Origin of the sequence: Sphingomonas vulcanisoli, from assembly GCF_011761305.1 — a bacterium.
In the GTDB taxonomy this organism is placed as follows: Bacteria; Pseudomonadota; Alphaproteobacteria; order Sphingomonadales; family Sphingomonadaceae; genus Sphingomonas_I; species Sphingomonas_I vulcanisoli.
Window position 1 is genome coordinate 482,264 of record NZ_JAAOZC010000001.1, and the last position, 18,908, is coordinate 501,171.

The window sequence follows — 18,908 nt, forward strand, 5'->3', positions numbered from 1 at the left end:
GTTCAACCTGATTGTGCCTGTTATGATCGTGGTTCAATAGGAAGCATGACTAAAGCTTCGACCCTGCCGGGCTTGATGGCCAGCGCACTTGCTGCGCTGGTCTTTGTCGTGCCGGGGTCGATCGGATCGGCGGGCGCGGCCGTGACCCGCATTCCGCTGGAGGCGGCGCCCGATCAGGGCAATTATCTCTACAAGGTCCAGCGCGGCGATACGATGAAGTCGATCGCCAATCGCTATCTGCTGCACAGCAAGGATCTTGGCATCCTGCTCAATCTCAATCGCGTCCCCGATGCCAATCGCTTGGTGCTCGGCAGCACGGTTACCATCCCGCGCAAGCTGCTGATGGTGGTGCCAGCGCGCGCCGTGCTGGCGGCGTATCGCGGCACGGTGACGCTGGGCGGGGACAAGCCCGCTAAGGTCGGCTCGGTCGTCGTCGAGGGCGCGCGGATCGAGACGGGGCCGAACAGCTCCGCCAGCTTCACGCTGGAAGATGGGTCCACCGTTACGCTGCCCTCGCAAAGCGTGATCCGCATCGATCGCCTTCGCCTGGTGCTCGCCTCGGGCGAGATGCAGCAGATCTTCCGTCTCGATGATGGCAAGAGCCAATATGCCGTCGCGCCCAACCGCGGCCCGGCCAGCAAGTTCGAGGTGCGCACACCGGTTTCGGTCTCCGCCGTGCGCGGCACCGAATTCCGCATCGGCTTCGCGAAAACCGATGCCTCGGCGGTTGCCGAAGTGGTCAAGGATTCGGTCGCGGTCTCTGCCGCCGGCGCGCAGATTCTGGTGCCGCAGGGTTTCGGCGCGAAATCCAGCGCGCTCTCGGTCGGTACGCCGATCAAGCTGCTGCCGCCGCCGCAGGTGGTGCTACCCATCTATCATCGTCCGGATGGATCTTTGGTATTCAACATCGCGCCGCTGGAGAAAGCGGTGCGCTATAAGCTTCAGATCGCTTCGGATCAGGGATTCCAGGATCTGAAGAACGAAGGCGTCAACGAAAAGCCCTCGATCGTCTTCGCAAGCTCCCCCGTCGGCGCCTTCTTCGTGCGCGTCACGGCCTATGATGCGAACGGCCTCGAAGGCCTGCCGCACGTCTACCCCTTCGTCTACAACCCGCGATAATCGCTCTCAGCTCGGTATCCGTCATCCCCGCGCAGGCGGGGACCCATTCGATGTGCCGCTGCTATGGTGGGCGCGCCGATGATGGATTCCCGCCTGCGCGGGAATGACGACCGTTAAGCCGCCATCGCCTTTCTCAGGGTGCGTTGTTGTGCGGCGGCGTCTTGGCGGACTTTGGTGCGGAGTTTGCCGATGTGGCGGCGCTGCCAAAGGCCGGAGGCGAGGAAGGTGGCACCGCCGAGCAGGAACTGCAGCGCGATGACATAATAAGGCCAGCGCATCGTCGCGAGGTTGACGTAGAGCACATAGTAGCGCGGGCTCGGATGATAGCCGAGGTAACGGTACAGCCGGATCAGCGCGCCCGGCAGATCGGAGCGCACCAGCACGCCTTCGCGGTGCGTGATCACCGATCCCGAATGAATGTCGGGCCGCTCGGCGGGCAGGAATTCGACGAAGTAGCGGATGTCCGGGTTGGCGCCTTTGGGCGGGAACAGCGGCGCATAGAGCGCGGTGCGGCGCGCGAACAATATGCCGCGGCTGAACGAGGAGATGCGGCCGTAGCGCAGCGTGCCCCGGAAGGCGGCGGCGCCTTCGTGGATCTGCGGCTGCTGCAGGCTGTCCGGCGTATAGACGCGCGGGTTGTCCATCGAGCTCGGCAGCGCCAGCGTCCAGAGCAAAGCCATCACCGCTGCGAACCACAAGGCCGCGGTGAAGCCGAACAGGAAGTGCATGTAATCGCGCGCCGCCAGCAGCGCGAGCGCGCCCTCCCGCTTCAGCCGCCGGGTTTCCAGAACGTGCGCGACGGACTCATCGTCCAGCCCGATCAGCGCGCGGTTGGCGACGGCGTCCCGCTCGTCCAGCTCACGCGCGCGCCGCCGGCGCAGGATCAGCAGCGCCGGCCAGCCGAAGACCATCGTCAGCAGGCAGAAGTTGAACGTCGGCAGATCCTGCCCGAGCCGATCGAACTGCCATTCCGCCATGATCGCGAACAGCCCGCGATAGCTCGCCGCCTCCCACGAAAAATACAGCACAACTACCAACACCCACAGCCATAAAAGCTGCAGGCGCATTCCGTGGCTCCGGCCTATCGGCCTGCTGAGTTTACGTTTGCTCATTGTGGGCGGGGCAGCGCCTAGGCCTGCGTTCGATCGAGAAGGCCGCCGGGCGAAAGGACCGCGCGGGCGCATATTTCGCAAGCGGGGCCGCGGGTCTGAAAAATGCTCATGACCTTCACCACGCCAACCCCCAAAGGCTTTATGTCAACGACTGTACGCGCATCTGCTAAATACTTGCTCAATCCAAGATACCAGTGTTGATTGGAGGCGGACGCCAATCGATACCATTGTTTACACCGTTGCCGTGTCTATTGCTCGACAACGGAACCGGAACGATCCAACATGAGGCCGTCTAGGTAAACAAGTGCAAACAGACGCGGTGAAAGATGATTCCGGATAAATCAGTTGATATGGTGCCGAGAAACATCGGTTGATCGGAAGGGATGGACCATGCCAAGCCATGCGAATGCGGCTTATGCTGGTGCGGAGCGTTCGGCTCTAACCCGTCATGTTGAGCTCAAAGAAAGAAGTGGCACACAGATGCGCATAGCGATCCTGGAAGACGAGGCCGTTCTTGCTGAACAACTTTCGGGCGTTCTGGAGCGTGCGGGCCATATCTGTTACTGTTACAGCAAGGGCAGCGCGATCATCGCGGATCTAAAGCGTGAAACCTTTGATCTTCTGATCCTTGACTGGAATTTGCCCGATACCACCGGCATCGATGTGTTGCGCTGGGTACGCGAACATATCGATCATGTCCCGCCCATCCTGTTCGTTACCAGCCGCGGCGAGGAGAGTGACATCGTCGAGGCGCTGGACATGGGCGCCGACGATTATGTCGTGAAGCCGGTGCAAACCGGCGAGGTGCTGGCGCGCGTCGGTGCGCTGTTCCGCCGCAGCTACCCGTCCAAGGGCAAAGATATCGAGATTTTCGGTGATCATCAGTTCGAGCAGAAATCCACCAGCGTCACGGTCAGCGGCGAGCAGATAATCCTTACGCCCAAGGAGTTCGGCCTTGCGCTGCTGCTGTTTCAAAATCTCGATCGTGCGCTTTCGCGCGCTTACATATTGGAGAAGGTGTGGGGCCGGAATCCGGACCTGCTGACCCGCACGCTGGACGCACATATCTCGCGGATTCGCGTCAAGCTTTCGCTCCGCCCGGAGTCGGGGTTCCGCTTGCTGCCCGTCTACAGCTACGGCTACAGACTGGAGAAGCTGAACCAAGGCGAAGAGTGATGGGATGGGCTCATGATCGCGCATAAGGACGGCCGCCCGTTAAGCGCCTGAGCGAGCGGTCCACCGCTTTGTTGCGTAGCGCCGTAGCTGCCTCAGCCGGAGCGGGCGGCCGCCTGCTGATCGAATGGCTGATCGTCGCGCTGATCTCGCTGGGCGCAGTATGGGGTCTGACGCGAACCAGCATTGCCGATCGCGCCGATTATGCCATCTATGACGCCCTCATGGCGACGCAATCGCGCCCCGCCTCGAACGAAATCTTCATCATCGCGATCGACGAGGAGAGCCTCGGCACGATCGGACGCTGGCCCTGGCCGCGGAGCACGCATGCCCGGCTGCTCGAATGGCTGGCGAAGGTGCAGCCCGCCGCGATCGGCTATGATGTGCTGTTCGTCGAGCCGAGCCCGGACGATCTCGCGGTGGCGCAGGCGGCCAAGGCGGCTGCGCCGGTGATCCTGCCTATCGCCTTCGATGTGCCCGGCAACAATGGCGCGCCCTTCACCGCCGAGCTCCCGACGCCCGTGATCCGCGCTGTCACGACGCCCGCGCATGCCACGCTCTATCCCGATGCCGACGGGATCGTACGCCGCGTCGGCCTGATCGCAGGCGGCGGCACGCAGACCTGGCCGCACATTGCGGAGCTGCTGTACCGCCGTGTGCGCGGGCACGCTTCGCCAATCTTCGCCAATGCCGCCACTGACGCCTTGCCGGCCGATGCTTTTTCCGTGGCGGGGCAGGTGCTGCTGCCGTTTACCGGCCCGGCGGGCAGCTACCGCACCGTGCCGTTCTCCAGCGTGCTCAACGGCGAGGTGCCGCGGGAAATGCTGCGCGGCAAGATCGTGCTCGTCGGTTCGACGGCGCACGGCCAGCTCGATCAATATGCGACGCCCCTCGGCACCATGTCGGGGGTTGAAATGCTGGCCAACGCCACCGACGATCTGCTTGCCAACCGCACGATCCGCCAAGCCTCGCCGCGCGCCTATCTCGCCTTCGGTCTTTTACCGCTGATCATTCTCCTGATCGCGCTGTTGCTGTTTTCGCCGGCGCTTAATCTGGTTCTCGGGCTGTTACTGATTGCGGCGACGCTGGGCGGCAGCGCGACCTTGCTGATCTGGGCGCGCATCTGGTTTCCGCCGACTGCGGCGCTGGCCGGCCTGTTCTTCGTCTATCCCCTGTGGGCGTGGCGGCGATTGGAGGCGGCGAGCGCTTACATGACGCGCGAGCTGCGCCAGCTCGGCAGCGAGGCGGACCCTTTGCCCGGCCGCGGCAGCGCCGAAAGCCGCACCCAGTTCCTGCGGGAGGCGATCGATCGCCAGACGGTGATGCTGCATAGCGCGATTGAGCGCGTCCGCGATCTTCGCCGCTTCTTTGGCGACAGTATCCAGGGGCTTCCCGACGCGACCCTGATCCTTGACGGCGAAGGCCGGACCTTGCTCGCCAATCGCGCCGCCGAACGGCTGTTCGTGCCGTTGCTGGACGAACCTGCTCTGGCCGCCGAGCAAAAGCTCGACGATTTGATCCGCCATCTTGCGCCGACCGCGACGGCCGCGACCTTCGACCAGAGCGATGATCGGGAGATCGTCAGCGCCGATGGCCGCGTATTCGTGGTCCGCGTCGTGCCGCTGGTCGATGCCACGGGCGCACCGGTGGGATCGATCGCGCGCCTGACCGATATCAGTGCCATCCGCCTCGCCACCCGCCAGCGCGAGGACGCGCTGCAGCTACTGACGCATGACATGCGCTCGCCCCAAGCGTCGATTCTCGCGCTGCTCGATCGCAACGAGGATATCGAGACGCTCCGTGCCCGCATCGCCGGCTATGCGCAGCGCACACTCGAGCTGGCGGACAATTTCGTCCATCTTGCCCGCGCCCAGGCCGCGCGACCCAAGCAGGATCTGCTCGATCTTTCGGCGCTGCTGATCGATGCGGTCGACGATCAATGGGTGCTCGCGCAGAAGAGCAAGATCCGCATCGAAACCAAGGGCGAGGATGACGAGCATCTCGTCCTTGGAGATCGCTCCTTGCTGTCCCGAGCTCTCGTCAATTTGATCGGCAACGCAATCAAATATAGCGATCGCAGCACCACGATATGCTGCACGATCAGCGAAAGCGATGATGTGGTCTGCTGCAGGATCATCGATCAAGGACGGGGAATTCCCGCCGATGAACTCGATCATCTGTTCGATCCCTTCACCCGTGTCGAGGCGCGGGGGCGGCGGGATGTCGGCGGTGCGGGGCTGGGGCTGTCCTTCGTGCGTACGGTGATAGCCCAGCATCACGGCACGATTCATTGCGAAAGCGAGGAAGGGAAGGGATCGACCTTCATCCTCTGCCTGCCGCGCGCCGAAGATCCCGACGCCTGAACGATCAGGAAAGGCGTAGCGCGACGAGCAAGAGCGCGAAGACCACATAAAGCCCGCCCATCCCGGCCAGCAACTTGCGCGATGCAATGTCACGGCGAAAGGCGGTGTACATCACCACGATCGCCACCGCCGTCACCGCCGCCGCCAGGATCAGGGGCGCGCCGAGATGCCAGGATGTGAAGATCAGGCCGAGCGCGGTCGGGATCGTCGCCTGGATCATCATCGCGCCGGAGATATTGGCCAGCGCGAGCGCATATTTGCCCTGCCTCACCCAGATCACTGCGTTCATCGTCTCCGGCAGTTCGGTGGCGATCGGGCTGAGCAGCAGCGCCAACAATTGCGGGCGCAGGCCCAGCGCGGGGCCGAGATGTTCGAGCTGGCCGACAAAGAGGCGCGACGCGAGGAAGATCACGATCAGCGCGATTCCGGTCTGGATCGCGGCGGGCAGCAGGCCGGGCTCTGCGGTGCGCGGCGTCAGCTTGAGGGGCTCCAGTTCCTCTTCCTCGTCGGGATCGGCGGGCTGCTGCATTTGTATGCGGACATAAAGACCGTAGGCAGCAAGGAAGATCAGGCTCGTCCACGCCTTGCCGGCGAACAGCACCAGGCCGAGACCGATCTTCGCGGCGAACAAGACGAGGAACCAGCGCTGATCGCGCGCCAGCCGCTCGAAGCGACCATTGGCGGCGAGACCCTCGGGAAACTGCTGGTGCGTGACGAGCAGCACGATCCCGACCGTGGCATAAGCGATGGTGGAGAGCGCGAGCGGGCCACCTAGCGCCGCGCCGACACCCAATTCCTTGGAGGCCGCCGTAGTGCCGAACGCCACCGCCACCAAAGTTACCACGCTTTCCGGCAACGCCGTGCCGAACGCCGCCAGCACCGTGCCCGTCGCCTGCGCGCCCATCGCAAGGCGACGGCCAAGCCATTCGACTCCGTTCACGAAATACTCGCACGAAAGATAGATCACCACCGCCGATCCCAGCAGCAGGACGACATTCAACGCGATACCGTTCATGAAAACCTCCGGGGCCGGTGAGCGAACGCATGAGACCGCCGCCACACGCCCAGCCCGGCCGCGCAGCTTCGGCTCATGGTCTCGCCAGACCCTTGCAGGTCGCACGCGCCACGGGTCCGAAGACCCAAGTCTGTTGACGCGATTCCGGCTTTCGTGCCGGCGGCTACTCCCCAGGAGTTGAGCGAAATTGGCCCGAATACTAGTCGCGGTCAAGCGCACCACCTCCGTTTGTGTCGAGCGAAGTCGAGACACGCGGCGGTCGCCGCTTGTGGAACATCCCTCGACTTCGCTCGGGATGAACGGAGGAGGGAGCTTTCACCATGTGCTTGGGTTGCAGCGCAACATGCTGTAAGCCCGCGTCCATGCTTTCCCTGAACGGTATCACCGTGCGCCTCGGCGGCCGCACGATCCTCGATCGCGCCACCGCATCCTTGCCGCAGCGCAGCCGCGTCGGCCTGATCGGCCGCAACGGCGCCGGCAAATCGACGATGGTGCGCGTCGTCGCCGGGCTGCTCGATCCCGACGAGGGCTCGGCGGATATGCCGCGCGGCGCCAAGATCGGCTATATCGCGCAGGAAGCGCCTGCCGGCCTGACCACGCCGATCGAAGAGGTGCTCGCCGCCGATACCGAGCGCGCCGCGCTGCTGCTGGAGGCTGAGGACCACAGCAATATGGAGCGCTTCGGCGAGGTTCATGAGCGGCTGATCGCGATCGACGCCCATGCTGCGCCGGCCCGCGCCGCCCGGATCCTCGCCGGCCTCGGCTTCGATGAGGAGATGCAGAATCGCCCGCTCGATAGCTTTTCGGGCGGCTGGCGGATGCGCGTCGCGCTCGCGGCATTGCTGTTTTCCGAGCCCGATCTGCTGCTGCTCGACGAGCCATCGAACCACCTCGATCTCGAAGCGGTGATGTGGCTGGAGGAATTTCTCCAAACCTACCGCGCGACGATCCTGATCGTCAGCCACGAACGCGATTTCCTCAACAATGTCGTCGATCACATCCTGCATCTCGAGCGCGGCAAGCTGACGCTCTACCCCGGCGGCTACGATGCCTTTGAACGCCAGCGCGCCGAACGCGCCGCGCAGCTCGCCGCCGCCAAGGCCAGCCAGGATGCCCAGCGCGACAAGCTCAGGGATTTCATCGCGCGCAATTCGGCGCGTGCCTCCACCGCCAAGCAGGCGCAGAGCCGCGTCAAGGCGCTCGCCCGGATGCAGCCGATCGCCGAGCTGGCCGACGATCCCTCGCTCAGCTTCGATTTCCCCAGCCCCGATCCACTGCGCCCGCCGCTGATCACGCTCGATATGGCGGCGGTCGGCTATGCGGAGACGCCGATCCTGCAGCGGCTCAACCTGCGGCTCAATCCCGACGATCGCATCGCGCTGCTCGGCCGCAACGGCAATGGCAAGACCACGCTCGCCCGCCTGCTCGCTGCCCAGCTCGCGCCGATGGAAGGGCAGATGGCGGCCAGCGGCAAGATGCGGATCGGCTATTTCACCCAATATCAGGTGGAGGAGCTACACGCCGACGAGACGCCGCTGCAGCATATGACCTCCGCGATGCGTGGCGCCACGCCGGCGGCGGTGCGTGCGCAGCTCGGCCGTTTCGGTTTTTCGGGCGATCGCGCGATTAGCAAGGTTGGCAAGATGTCGGGCGGCGAGCGCGCGCGGCTCGCGCTGGCGCTGATCACCCGCGATGCGCCGCATATGCTGATCCTCGATGAACCGACCAACCATCTGGACGTCGATGCGCGTGAGGCGCTGGTGCAGGCGCTTAACAGCTATTCGGGCGCGGTCGTGCTCGTCAGCCACGATCGCCACATGCTCAGCCTTACCGCCGATCGGCTGGTGCTGGTCGATAACGGCACCGCGATCGAATATGAGGGCAGTCTCGACGATTATACCGCGCTGGTGCTGACCAGTGACAAAAGCGGATCGGGCGGCAAATCCAAGGGCAACAAGAAGGAGGAGCGCCGCGCCGCCGCCCAGGCGCGCGAACAAAGCCAGGCGCTGCGCAAGCAGGCGAGCGCGGCAGAGGCCGAAGTGGCCAAGCTCTCGGCCGAGCGATCGGCGGTGGAGCGCGCGATGTTCGATCCTTCGGGTGCCGAGCCGACGCTTGCAAAGCTGCCTATGGGTGATCTGATGCGTAAGCGCGCCGAGGTGGCGGCGAAACTCGAAGCCGCAGAGGCGAAGTGGCTTGAGTTGAGCGAGAAGGTGGAAGCGGCGGCTTGATCCTCCCCGACACGGGGAGGGGGACCATGCGACGCATGGTGGAGGGGGCTCACCACTGGGCGCAGCGCCTTTTGAGAGCCCCCTCCGTCATCGCTTCGCGATGCCACCTCCCCGTTCCGGGGATGATCTGCGACATCTTCACCGCTCTTCGCTTGCCGCACCCCTTGTCCCACCGCTAAGCAACGCCGACATGCCTTCGTCCGAACCCGTTCCCCTTATCATCGCGCCGTTCGTTGCGATCGGCCGTGCCGTCGTCCATCTGCTCGCCGTGGTGGGGCGGGTAGCGATGTTCACCTTCCGCACGGTGCGCAGCGCGCTGACCCCGCCCTATTACCCCGGCCGCTTTTTCGAGCAGATGATGCACATCGGCTGGTTCTCGCTGCCCGTGGTCGGCCTCACCGCCGTGTTCACCGGCGCGGCGCTGGCGCAACAGATCTTCACTGCCGGTTCGCGCTTTTCGGCGACCTCCACCGTTCCGGCTGTCGTGGTGATCGGCATGGTGCGCGAACTGGGGCCGGTGCTGGTCGGTCTGATGGTCGCGGGCCGCGTGTCCTCGGCGATGGCGGCCGAGATTGGCACGATGCGCGTCACGGAACAGCTCGACGCGCTGACCACGCTGCGCACCGACAGCTATCGCTATCTGATCGCGCCCCGCCTGTTCGCCGCGGTCATGGCCTTGCCCCTGATGGTGCTGGTCGCCAACGCCATCGGCATCTTCGGCGGCTGGCTGCTCGCGGTGGAGAAACTGCGGTTCAATTCCGCCAGCTATCTTGCCGTCACTCGCCGCTTCGTCAGTGTCGACGATTTCAAGATGGCTTTGGTCAAGGCCGGCGTGTTCGGCTTCTTCATCGCGCTGATGGGCTGCTATCACGGCTTCAACGCCGGCGGCGGCGCGGCGGGGGTGGGCAATGCGACGCGCAACGCCGTCGTCTCTGCCTTCATCCTGATCCTCGCCTCGAATTTCCTGATCACCGCGATGGTGTTCGGCTGATGGCCGAGAACAAGATCGCGCTCGAGGGTATCAGCAAGCGCTTCGGCGCGATGCAGGTGCTCGATGGCGTCAATCTCGCGATCGAGCCGGGCGAGAGCCTGGCGGTGATCGGCCAATCGGGCAGCGGCAAATCGGTAACGCTGAAATGCATCCTCGGCCTGATCCGCCCCGATGCCGGATCGATCCGCGTGGATGGTGAGGAGATCGTCGGGCTGAGGGGCAGGGCGCTCGATCGCGTCCGCGCCAAGTTCGGCATGCTGTTCCAGGGATCCGCCCTGTTCGATTCGCTGCCCGTATGGCGCAACGTCACCTTCGCGCTGACGCATGGCCAGCAGTCCGATGCCAAGGAAATGCGCCGGATCGCCGAGGAGAATCTGGAGCGCGTCGGCCTCGATGCCCGCATCCTCAACCTGCGCCCGAGCGAGCTTTCGGGCGGTATGCAGAAGCGCGTCGCGCTCGCCCGTGCGATCGCGCCGCGGCCCGAGATCATCTTCTTCGATGAGCCGACCACCGGCCTCGATCCGATCCGCGCTGACGTGATCAACGATCTGATCGTCAGCCTGGTCGATGATCTCGGCGTCACCGCGCTGACGATCACGCACGACATGGCCTCGGCCCGCAAGATCGCGCACCGCGTGGCGATGCTTTATCGCGGCCGCATCGTCTGGAGCGGTCCGCGCGATCGGCTTTACGATAGCGGCAACCCCTATGTGGATCAGTTCGTTCAGGGCCGTGCCGAGGGACCGATCCAATAGTTTCTCGCCAGGAGGATTTCAGATGATCGGACGCGATGTTCCCGATGTGACGCTCAAGACCCGCGTTCGCGATGAAAGCGTGGGCGGCCCCAATCCCTTCCGCTGGCAGGACGTGCAGACGAGCGATCTCTTCGCCGGCAAGCGTATCGTCGTCTTTTCGCTACCTGGCGCCTTCACGCCGACCTGCTCGACCGAGCAATGCCCGGCGTTCGAGCGCAATTATGATCGGCTCCGGAAGCTGGGCGCGGACGAGGTCTATTGCCTCTCGGTCAACGATGCCTTCGTGATGTATCAATGGGGCCGGCACCTCGGCGTCGAGAAAGTGAAGCTGCTGCCCGATGGCTCGGCCGATTTCACGCGGCGGATGGGGATGCTGATCCGCAAGGATCATCTCGGCTTCGGCGAACGCAGCTGGCGCTATGCGATGGTGGTCGATGATGGCAAGATCACCGGCTGGTTCGAGGAACCGGGGATCAACGACCAAGGTCTAGATGACGACCCGTATGGCGAAAGCGCGCCGGACAAGGTGATCGCGTGGCTGGAGGCCAACCCGCGCTAATTGCCCGCCCCCGTTCATGCTGAGCTTGTCGAAGCATCGTCCTTCTTTCAAAGAAGGACTGCCCTTCGACAAGCTCGGGGCGAACGGGGCGGGGAGGCAAAGGTGCGGCGTGAAATCGTAGCGTTAGCTCTGGTGGTATGCGCGAACGCTAGGCCCGCCTCCGCCCAGGAACGCGCCGTCCCCTATTGGGCATCGATCGCCAAGGGCGAGGCGCTGATGCGTACCGGGCCTGACCGCACCTATCCCGCACTCTGGCTGTACAAGCGCCGCGATCTCCCCGTGCGCGTGGTGCAGGTGCATGGCGTGTGGCGGCGGATCGAGGAGCAGGACGGCACCACCGGCTGGATGCTCGCGATCCTGCTCAGCGCGCGGCGCACCGCGGTCGTCACCGGCGCGATCCAGCCGATCCGCGATCGGCCCGACGACGGCGCGCGCCTGCTGTGGCAGGTCGAGCCCGGCGCGGTCGGCAGGCTCGATAGGTGCGACGGCCGCTGGTGCCAGATCGAATTTGAAGCGCGCAAAGGCTGGATTCCGCAGTCGGGCATCTGGGGCACTGGCCCCGCCGAGGTTCTGCAATAAGCGCTGGCACCAGCAGGCCGTTCAGCTGTCTAGCCAGCGGGCGATGGCGGTCTCGTAATCGTCCCGTGCGGCATCAATCTTGCCTTGCAGCTTGCGGCTTTCCGCCTGATGCGCGTCAGCGATCTTGCGGCGGCGCTTGGCCAAAGCCTTTTCCTCACGGCGCAGCACGGCCATCTCCGTCTCGTGGCGCTGCTCGGCGTCCGCAAGCGCTTGTTCGGCGCGATCGACGTTAGCGCGGCTGGGGCGGGGACTTGCCTTGCGTGCAGGTACTGGTTTCGGGCTCGTCTTGCGCGGTTGCGCCTTATCGGGAAGCGCCGCCAATTGCTCCGCAGCGGTCCCCCGCGCACGCTTGATAACTTCGCCCGGGTGAGCGAGCGGCTCCGCGGTCAGCGCCGCATCCTCGACCAGTTCCGCCGCATGCCGCGCGAACAAATCCTTGGTCGTCCCCCACGCCGCCAGCGCCGCCTTCTTGCTGGGCGCCGCGACATAGGCATCATGAAAGCCGATCGCGGTGCGATACACCTTCAGCTTCTTTTGCGCCTTCTTCGCCATACCAACTTAAGAGCGCGCGCCGCCTCTGGTTCCATAAGAAAAGGGCGCCCCGATCGCTCGGGACGCCCTAACTTCTTAAACGAAGCTTCGCTTAGAAGCTGAAGCGCGCGCCCACGCGGATTGCGTAGAGCGAAGCACCCAGCGCGCTGTTGACCAGCGATGGGGCACGCGACGAGTCCGGATAGGCCGCCGAGTAAACGTACTGCCCGCAGGCGTTGGCGCCCACCGCCTGGCACGTGACCTTCACCACCGTCTTGATCGACGGGAAGTTGGTACGCAGCTGCTGGCCCCACTTGTGATCGAGCAGATTGGTGAAGTTCTCGATATCCGCCCACACCGTGATGCGCGAACGGCCTACGAACGTCGGGATTTCCTGCTCGACGTGGAGATCGAGGCGGGTGAACCAAGGATCATGGAAGGCATTACGCGGGGCAATCTGGCCGCGATACTTCGCCAGACCGGAAGAGTTGATGAGGTTCTCCACGACCGCCTGGGCTTGGGCCGCAGTCTGCGTGCCCGAGGCGGCATAAACAACCAGCGGGTCGTTGACCTTGGGCACATAGAACAAATAACGGCCGTTACTGCTATTTGGAGCACCGATCGTCCCGAAAGTCGTGCTGCGCGACGTGCTTATATCCTGGAAGGTATAGCTGTAGTTGTAACCCTGACGCGTCTCGCCGAACAGGCTGAACCGGGTCTTATAGTCGCGATAGAATGCGTGCTCATAAGACAAAGTATATTTGAACGCATAAGGAACTTCGTCATTCGAATGGCCGTAGCCGCCTCCACGGCTGTTCGGATCGTTGACCGCAGTTGCAATATAGTTGGAGTTAGCGATCGAGGATGTGAAGGCGAAATTGTCCTTCACGTTCTGATACGTGAAGCTGGCATCGGCGCTAAGCCCGAACTTCCACGCCTTCGATACGGTCGCCACAGCGATGTACGAGCGGCCCTTCTTGCTGTTGGTCAGCTCCAGATCGGCGTTGCCGTCCGTAGCGAAGGCGGGAATGATCGCCTGATACCGCTGACGGCCGTCCGGCGTGAACGAACCCGGGATCGGCACCGACCGCAGATCGACGATCGCGACGGCATACCGCGTCTTCGAAGCGAGGCCTGCTACGCCGAACCGCCAATGATCGCCCAACGCTCCAAGATCGGCATCATAGCTCGCGGAGAGGGTGCCGCGCCATTGCGACGGGATCTTGAAATGCGGATCGAGCGCGTTGAGCGTGGTGTTGGATGCCGGAGCGACGCCCGAGTTGGCGATCAGGACGCTATTGGCGGTTGCCGGCAGCGAGGTAAGGCTGACATTGTTCAGCAGCGCGGGAGCCGCGGGGTTCGCGGCTGAGTTGAGCTGGGCGACGCTGCCGTCGGTCAGACGCGCCGTGATCGAGCTCGTGAGCACGCCGGTGTTGGAGAAGCTGTTGCCGACGTAAACGTCCGGCGTGCCGCCGCCGAAGATGCCGACGCCGCCGCGGAAGGTGAGGCGACGGATCGGGGTGTAATCGAAGCCGATACGCGGCTGAAACAGGCCCCTGCCGTTGACGAAAGCATAATTGCCGAAGCCATAACGGTTGAGGAAGTTGAGGCTTGCCGCCGGCGCGCTGTGGCCGCCGTACATATCATAACGGGCGCCATAGGTAAGGTTCAGCGTGTTGCTGAACCGCCAGCTATCCTGAAGACCGAACGTATAGGTGCTGTAAGCGAACTTCGCGGCACCGTTGGCGGGGTCGAGCGTCGGGGAATTGGTGTAGCTGAACGATTCCGGCGTCCGGTTCTGGAAGTCGGCGATGGAGTCGAAATAATAGGTGCCGGCCGCGCCGTTCACGAACTCGTTGAACGTCGTCGTGTAGGAAACGTCGACGAGCGCGCGCATGTTGTGATCGCCGCGCGACAAGCGCGCGAGGAACGAGCCGGCGTAGGTCTTCACGTTCAGGATGTTCGCCTGGCTGGGGCCGCCGGTGCCGAGCTGAATCTGGCCAAAGCCAGGCTGACAGCTCGTGGAAACCGCCGTGGTCGTGGCGCCGCTGGCGGTACGGTCCGAGGTTGGCGCGGTACAGATCGTGGCTGCGGATGCCAGCGGGAAGATCGGAATCTGGCCGGAGTCATATTGCTTGTAGAGACCGCGAACCTCGGTCGCGAAACCGCCGCCCCATTCGGAGTTGAGCTGGGCGATGCCTGCGATGACGCGGTTGGGCTTAATATAGCTGTTGGAACCCAGGCTCAGCGTGGTCGTGCCGGTATTGGTCAGGCTGATCTGCGAATCCTTGGTGTACAGGCCGGTGATCGACAGACGCTGTGTGGAGCTGATGTTGGCGTCGATGCGGCCGACGATGCGATCGTCCTTATCGCCATTGTTGGCGACGATGCCGCCCGGGTTATATCCATAGACGCTGTTGGAGATCCCCTGGACTTGCGCCAGCTGCGCGCTGGTGACACCGATAACGCCGGTGCCGCCGTTATTGTCGATCGTACCGTAGGGATAAGGTGTCGCAGCGCGAACCCGCTCGGCCGATACCATGAAAAACAATTTGTCCTTGATGATCGGGCCGGAGAGCGTGGCGCCAAAATCGCGGTTCTTGAACTTGGGGGCGAGGCCTGGTGCGTAAATCGTGCCATCGGCGCGGCCACCGGCATAGGGCTTGGTCTTGGTGCCGACCATGCCATCGTCGAGATAGCTGTAGAAGCCGGTGCCATGGAATTGGTTGGTGCCCGATTTCAGCGTGGCGTTGATCACGCCGCCCTGGAAGAAGCCTTCGCGGATGTCATAGGGCGCGACCTTGGTTTCGAACTGGCCGATGGCGTCGATCGGCACGGGGCCGCGGCGCGAGGGCAGCGCATCGGGATTGAGGCCGAAGCTGTCGGTGATCGGCACGCCGTCCACGGTGAAGCGGTTGAAGCGCGAATTCTGGCCGGCGAAGCTGACGCGGCCCGCCGAACCATCGTTGTTCGATTTGTCGATGTTGGCGAAGGGGTCGCGGCGCATAAGATCGCGGATGTCGCGGTTGACGGAAGCGACATTGCTGATCTGCGCGGCCGTCAGCACGGTGGCCGGGCCCTCGGAGATAACGCGAGCACCCTTCACCGAGGAGCCGGTGACGACGATCTCCGGCCCTTCGCCGGTCAGAATGATGGGCAGCGAAAGCGGTTCGCCAACGGCAGTATTGATATCTGTCGCTTGAAAGCTGCCGAAACCGGGCGCGGTGACTGTCACCGAGTAGGGCCCACCCGGACGAAGGCCCGTGGCGCTGTAGCTGCCCGAACGATCCGTAGAAACCGTGGCGCGGGTGCCCGACGGAATATGGAGCACGGTGACGGTCGCGTTGACGACCGGCTTGCCGCCGGACGTCACGTCGCCGCGAATGGTCGACGTCGTCTCCTGCGCATAAGCTGCGGAGGTTGCCAGGGCTGCCAGTGCGCAGCCCGCCAGAAACTTCTTCATGATGCCGTCGTCCCCTTGTTTCGAAAGAGCTTTTGCAGGGGATCGTTACAAGCCGGTGACGCCGCGAAACATCCCGGCAACACCCTGCTGCCCTTGCAACCGATCTAGACGAAGGTGATACCGCGCCGCAACAAAGGCGGTAACATTACTGTCATACTGTTTGTGACATTTGCCGATTTGCCAGAACTGTGTCTCAAGCGCCGCACTGGGCCGATTGCGGACCGGTGGATGAGGGCAGGGTTGATCGAACATGGTCTTGGTTGCCAGCTACAACATCCGCAAGGCCATCGCCGCCGATCGTCGCCGCCGTCCCGAACGCATCCTTGAGGTGCTGGGTGAGATCGGCGCGGATGTGGTCGTGCTGCAGGAGGCCGACCGCCGCTTCGGCGATCGTCAAAGCGCGATTCCCTTTCATATGCTCGCCGAACACAGCGATTATCATCCCGTCGGCCTTGCCGCGCGCCAGGGGAGCATGGGCTGGCACGGCAATGCGATCCTGGTGCGCAAGGATGTCGTGGAGGTCGCGCATTGCTGCCTGCTGCATCTGCCCGCGCTGGAGCCGCGCGGTGCGGTGATGGCGGATCTTCGAATCGGCGGCAAAAAGCTGCGCGTATTGGGGATGCACCTCGATCTTTCGGGCCTGTGGCGGCGCAAACAGGCGCGCGCGATCCTCGCGCATGTCGATGCGCAGTCCGAGCGCCTGCCGATCGTGATGACCGGCGATCTTAACGAATGGCGGATCGGTCAGGGCTGCTTGCGCGATTTCGCGCAGCATCATCATAACGTGCCACTCGGCCCGAGCTTCCATGCGCGGCGCCCCGTGGGTCGGCTCGATCGCATGTTCATCGGCAACGGCGTGACGGTGGAGGCGGCGGGCGTCCATCATTCGATGGCGGCGCGCAACGCCTCCGATCATCTGCCGATCTGGGCGAAGCTGGCGGTTTGACGCGGTAACGGGTAGCGAGCGTCGCGATGAGCGATCGTTTCTTCTCGATCCACGCGCAGGGCATGGTCCGCGTCGCGGCGGCGACGCCGATCGCTACCGCTGGCGATCCGGTGGCGAACGCCGCGCAGATCCTCGCGCTGGCCCGTGAAGCGCATGCCCAGGCGGCGGATCTCGTCGTCTATCCGGAGCTGTCGCTATCCTCCTACGCGATCGACGATTTGCTGCTGCAGGATGCTTTGCTCGATACTGTCGAGCGCGAGCTGCTGCGGATCGTGGGGGAAAGTACGGCCCTCAAGCCGGTGCTGCTGATCGGCGCACCGCTGCGCCGCAACGGGCGGCTTTACAATACGGCTGTGGTGATCGCGCGCGGCCGCGTCCTGGGCGTCGTGCCCAAGAGCTATTTGCCGAATTATCGCGAATATTATGAGAAGCGCTGGTTCGCACCCGGCATCGGCCTCACCGGCCTGACGACCCGCATCGGCGGGATCGAGGCGCCGTTCGGCACCGATCTGATCTTCGCCGCCGAAGATATCGATGACTTCATCTTCCACGCCGAGATCTGCGAGGATTATTGGGCGCCGCTGCCGCCTTCCACGCTCGGCGCGCTCGCGGGGGCGCTGATCCTTTGCAACCTCTCCGCCTCGAACATCATCATCGGCAAAGCGCGCGAACGCGATCTGCTCGGTGCCTCGCAATCGGCGCGCGCGCAGGCGGCCTATGTCTATTCGGCGAGCGGACCGGGGGAGAGCACCACCGATCTCGCCTGGGACGGCCAGGCGATGGTCCATGAACTCGGCGAGCCGCTGGCCGAATCGCAGCGTTTCGCCGCGGACCCGGAGCTGATCTGCGTGGATGTCGATGTCGCGCGGCTGCGGCAGGAGCGGATGCGCTTCGGCACGTTCAACGATTGTGCCGCCGCGCATGGCCATCCCGAAACGCGCTTCCGCCGCATCGCCTTCAAGGCCGAGCCGGATTTCGCCGATGTCGGCTGCAAGCGCGATATCCGCCGCTTCCCCTTCGTGCCCAACGATCCTGCCAAGCTGGATGCCGATTGCTACGAGGCATTCAACATCCAGGTCGAGGGCCTGGCCAAGCGCTGGGCCTCTGCGCGCGCCGAAACGCTGGTCATCGGGATCTCGGGCGGGCTCGATTCCACCCATGCGCTGATCGTCGCGGCCAAGGCCTGCGATAAGCTTGGTCGTCCGCGCTCGGCGATCCTGGGCTATACCATGCCCGGCTTCGCGACTGGCGAAGAGACCAAGGCCAATGCCTGGGCGCTGATGCGCGCGCTGGGCATCACCGCGGAAGAGCTGGATATCCGCCCCGCCGCCCGCCAGATGCTCGCCGATCTCGATCACCCCTATGCCAGAGGCGAGGCCGTCTATGACGTGACGTTCGAGAATGTGCAGGCTGGGCTCCGTACCGATTATCTCTTCCGTCTCGCCAATCATCACAATGGTCTGGTCGTCGGCACCGGCGATTTGTCCGAGCTGGCGCTGGGCTGGTGCACCTATGGCGTCGGCGATCAGATGAGCCATTATGCAGTCAACGCTGGCGTCCCCAAGACGCTGATCCAATATCTCATCCGCTGGGCGATCCGGACCGATCAGTTCGATGCGGAGGCCGATCGCGTGCTGGAAGCGATCCTTGCGACCGAGATCTCGCCCGAGCTTGTGCCGGCGGACGCAAGCGGTGCGATCCAGAGCACGCAGGATCGCATCGGCCCTTACGAGTTGCACGATTTCTTCCTGCACTATGTCGTCCGCCACGGCCTTGCGCCGTCCAAGATCGCGTTCCTGTGCTGGCATGCCTGGAAGGATGTCGATCAGCAGAATTGGCCGATCGATTTCCCGCAAGCCGCGCGCAACGCCTATGATCTCGAGACCATCCGCAAGTGGCTGGAGGTTTTCCTCCAGCGCTTCTTCGGCTTCAGCCAGTTCAAGCGCTCGGCCATCCCCAACGGCCCCAAGGTCTCTGCAGGCGGCGCTCTCTCGCCGCGCGGCGATTGGCGTGCGCCATCGGACGGCGTAGCGAGCCCGTGGATCGATCAATTGCGAGGAAGTTGAGCCCTTTC

Annotated in this window: 15 protein-coding genes; 10 read left to right on the forward strand and 5 right to left on the reverse strand. The window is 63.9% G+C overall.

Features of this window, described 5'->3' with window-relative positions; all coding sequences use genetic code 11:
- The first annotated feature begins 45 nt into the window (after positions 1–45).
- Positions 46–1,119, forward strand: a complete 1,074-nt coding sequence (locus FHS31_RS02245) for a FecR domain-containing protein (protein ID WP_167071587.1) — start codon at positions 46–48, stop codon at positions 1,117–1,119.
- Positions 1,120–1,232: 113 nt separating this feature from the next.
- On the opposite strand, the gene FHS31_RS02250 is transcribed toward FHS31_RS02245, so the two are convergent.
- The gene (locus FHS31_RS02250) at positions 1,233–2,186 is read right to left on the reverse strand and encodes a hypothetical protein (protein WP_167071589.1); all 954 of its coding nucleotides are present in this window, start codon (positions 2,184–2,186) and stop codon (positions 1,233–1,235) included.
- A 435-nt stretch (positions 2,187–2,621) separates the two neighbouring features.
- Between FHS31_RS02250 and FHS31_RS02255 the strand changes: the two genes are divergently transcribed.
- Together FHS31_RS02255 and FHS31_RS02260 are read left to right on the forward strand one after the other, a co-directional pair.
- On the forward strand, positions 2,622–3,407 hold the full coding sequence (locus FHS31_RS02255) for a response regulator transcription factor (protein ID WP_341786264.1): 786 nt from the start codon (positions 2,622–2,624) through the stop codon (positions 3,405–3,407).
- Between the two features lie 71 nt (positions 3,408–3,478).
- Positions 3,479–5,767, forward strand: coding sequence for a CHASE2 domain-containing protein (locus tag FHS31_RS02260; RefSeq protein ID WP_167071591.1), 2,289 nt, complete (start codon positions 3,479–3,481; stop codon positions 5,765–5,767).
- A gap of 4 nt (positions 5,768–5,771) precedes the next feature.
- On the opposite strand, the gene FHS31_RS02265 is transcribed toward FHS31_RS02260, so the two are convergent.
- On the reverse strand, positions 5,772–6,782 hold the full coding sequence (locus tag FHS31_RS02265) for a sodium:calcium antiporter (RefSeq protein ID WP_167071593.1): 1,011 nt from the start codon (positions 6,780–6,782) through the stop codon (positions 5,772–5,774).
- 362 nt (positions 6,783–7,144) lie between these two features.
- Here FHS31_RS02265 and FHS31_RS02270 point away from each other — a divergent pair, with 362 nt between their 5' ends.
- The 5 genes from FHS31_RS02270 to FHS31_RS02290 all read left to right on the forward strand — a co-directional run bounded on the left by FHS31_RS02270 (position 7,145) and on the right by FHS31_RS02290 (position 11,894).
- Entirely contained in the window at positions 7,145–9,010 is a 1,866-nt protein-coding gene (locus tag FHS31_RS02270; protein WP_167071595.1) for an ABC-F family ATP-binding cassette domain-containing protein, read from the forward strand.
- 190 nt (positions 9,011–9,200) lie between these two features.
- Positions 9,201–10,001, forward strand: a complete 801-nt coding sequence (locus FHS31_RS02275; protein ID WP_167071597.1) for an MlaE family ABC transporter permease — start codon at positions 9,201–9,203, stop codon at positions 9,999–10,001.
- Entirely contained in the window at positions 10,001–10,756 is a 756-nt protein-coding gene (locus FHS31_RS02280) for an ABC transporter ATP-binding protein (RefSeq protein WP_167071599.1), read from the forward strand. The genes FHS31_RS02275 and FHS31_RS02280 overlap by 1 nt, the downstream gene beginning before the upstream one ends.
- 22 nt (positions 10,757–10,778) lie before the next feature.
- On the forward strand, positions 10,779–11,315 hold the full coding sequence (locus tag FHS31_RS02285; protein ID WP_167071601.1) for a peroxiredoxin: 537 nt from the start codon (positions 10,779–10,781) through the stop codon (positions 11,313–11,315).
- A 102-nt stretch (positions 11,316–11,417) separates the two neighbouring features.
- On the forward strand, positions 11,418–11,894 hold the full coding sequence (locus FHS31_RS02290; RefSeq protein WP_341786265.1) for an SH3 domain-containing protein: 477 nt from the start codon (positions 11,418–11,420) through the stop codon (positions 11,892–11,894).
- 21 nt (positions 11,895–11,915) lie between these two features.
- On the opposite strand, the gene FHS31_RS02295 is transcribed toward FHS31_RS02290, so the two are convergent.
- The 3 genes from FHS31_RS02295 to FHS31_RS02305 all read right to left on the reverse strand — a co-directional run bounded on the left by FHS31_RS02295 (position 11,916) and on the right by FHS31_RS02305 (position 16,140).
- Positions 11,916–12,446, reverse strand: coding sequence for a hypothetical protein (locus FHS31_RS02295; RefSeq protein ID WP_167071603.1), 531 nt, complete (start codon positions 12,444–12,446; stop codon positions 11,916–11,918).
- Between the two features lie 91 nt (positions 12,447–12,537).
- Positions 12,538–15,888, reverse strand: coding sequence for a TonB-dependent receptor (locus FHS31_RS02300; RefSeq protein ID WP_167071604.1), 3,351 nt, complete (start codon positions 15,886–15,888; stop codon positions 12,538–12,540).
- A gap of 45 nt (positions 15,889–15,933) precedes the next feature.
- On the reverse strand, positions 15,934–16,140 hold the full coding sequence (locus tag FHS31_RS02305) for a hypothetical protein (protein WP_167071606.1): 207 nt from the start codon (positions 16,138–16,140) through the stop codon (positions 15,934–15,936).
- Between FHS31_RS02305 and FHS31_RS02310 the strand changes: the two genes are divergently transcribed.
- On the forward strand, positions 16,139–16,834 hold the full coding sequence (locus FHS31_RS02310; RefSeq protein ID WP_167071608.1) for an endonuclease/exonuclease/phosphatase family protein: 696 nt from the start codon (positions 16,139–16,141) through the stop codon (positions 16,832–16,834). The genes FHS31_RS02305 and FHS31_RS02310 overlap by 2 nt on opposite strands.
- 26 nt (positions 16,835–16,860) lie before the next feature.
- A complete protein-coding gene (locus FHS31_RS02315; protein WP_167071610.1) occupies positions 16,861–18,900 on the forward strand; it encodes an NAD(+) synthase in 2,040 nt (679 codons plus the stop codon).
- Positions 18,901–18,908 lie beyond the last annotated feature (8 nt).

What these genes read in the sequence shown, in the direction of transcription:
- FHS31_RS02245 (WP_167071587.1), top strand. Translation starts at nt 46, where the DNA reads ATGACTAAAGCTTCGACCCTGCCGGGCTTGATGGCCAGCGCACTTGCT.
- FHS31_RS02250 (WP_167071589.1), bottom strand. Translation starts at nt 2,186, where the DNA reads ATGCGCCTGCAGCTTTTATGGCTGTGGGTGTTGGTAGTTGTGCTGTAT.
- FHS31_RS02255 (WP_341786264.1), top strand. Translation starts at nt 2,622, where the DNA reads ATGCCAAGCCATGCGAATGCGGCTTATGCTGGTGCGGAGCGTTCGGCT.
- FHS31_RS02265 (WP_167071593.1), bottom strand. Translation starts at nt 6,782, where the DNA reads ATGAACGGTATCGCGTTGAATGTCGTCCTGCTGCTGGGATCGGCGGTG.
- FHS31_RS02270 (WP_167071595.1), top strand. Translation starts at nt 7,145, where the DNA reads ATGCTTTCCCTGAACGGTATCACCGTGCGCCTCGGCGGCCGCACGATC.
- FHS31_RS02275 (WP_167071597.1), top strand. Translation starts at nt 9,201, where the DNA reads ATGCCTTCGTCCGAACCCGTTCCCCTTATCATCGCGCCGTTCGTTGCG.
- FHS31_RS02280 (WP_167071599.1), top strand. Translation starts at nt 10,001, where the DNA reads ATGGCCGAGAACAAGATCGCGCTCGAGGGTATCAGCAAGCGCTTCGGC.
- FHS31_RS02285 (WP_167071601.1), top strand. Translation starts at nt 10,779, where the DNA reads ATGATCGGACGCGATGTTCCCGATGTGACGCTCAAGACCCGCGTTCGC.
- FHS31_RS02295 (WP_167071603.1), bottom strand. Translation starts at nt 12,446, where the DNA reads ATGGCGAAGAAGGCGCAAAAGAAGCTGAAGGTGTATCGCACCGCGATC.
- FHS31_RS02300 (WP_167071604.1), bottom strand. Translation starts at nt 15,888, where the DNA reads ATGAAGAAGTTTCTGGCGGGCTGCGCACTGGCAGCCCTGGCAACCTCC.
- FHS31_RS02310 (WP_167071608.1), top strand. Translation starts at nt 16,139, where the DNA reads ATGGTCTTGGTTGCCAGCTACAACATCCGCAAGGCCATCGCCGCCGAT.
- FHS31_RS02305 (WP_167071606.1), bottom strand. Translation starts at nt 16,140, where the DNA reads ATGTTCGATCAACCCTGCCCTCATCCACCGGTCCGCAATCGGCCCAGT.
- FHS31_RS02315 (WP_167071610.1), top strand. Translation starts at nt 16,861, where the DNA reads ATGAGCGATCGTTTCTTCTCGATCCACGCGCAGGGCATGGTCCGCGTC.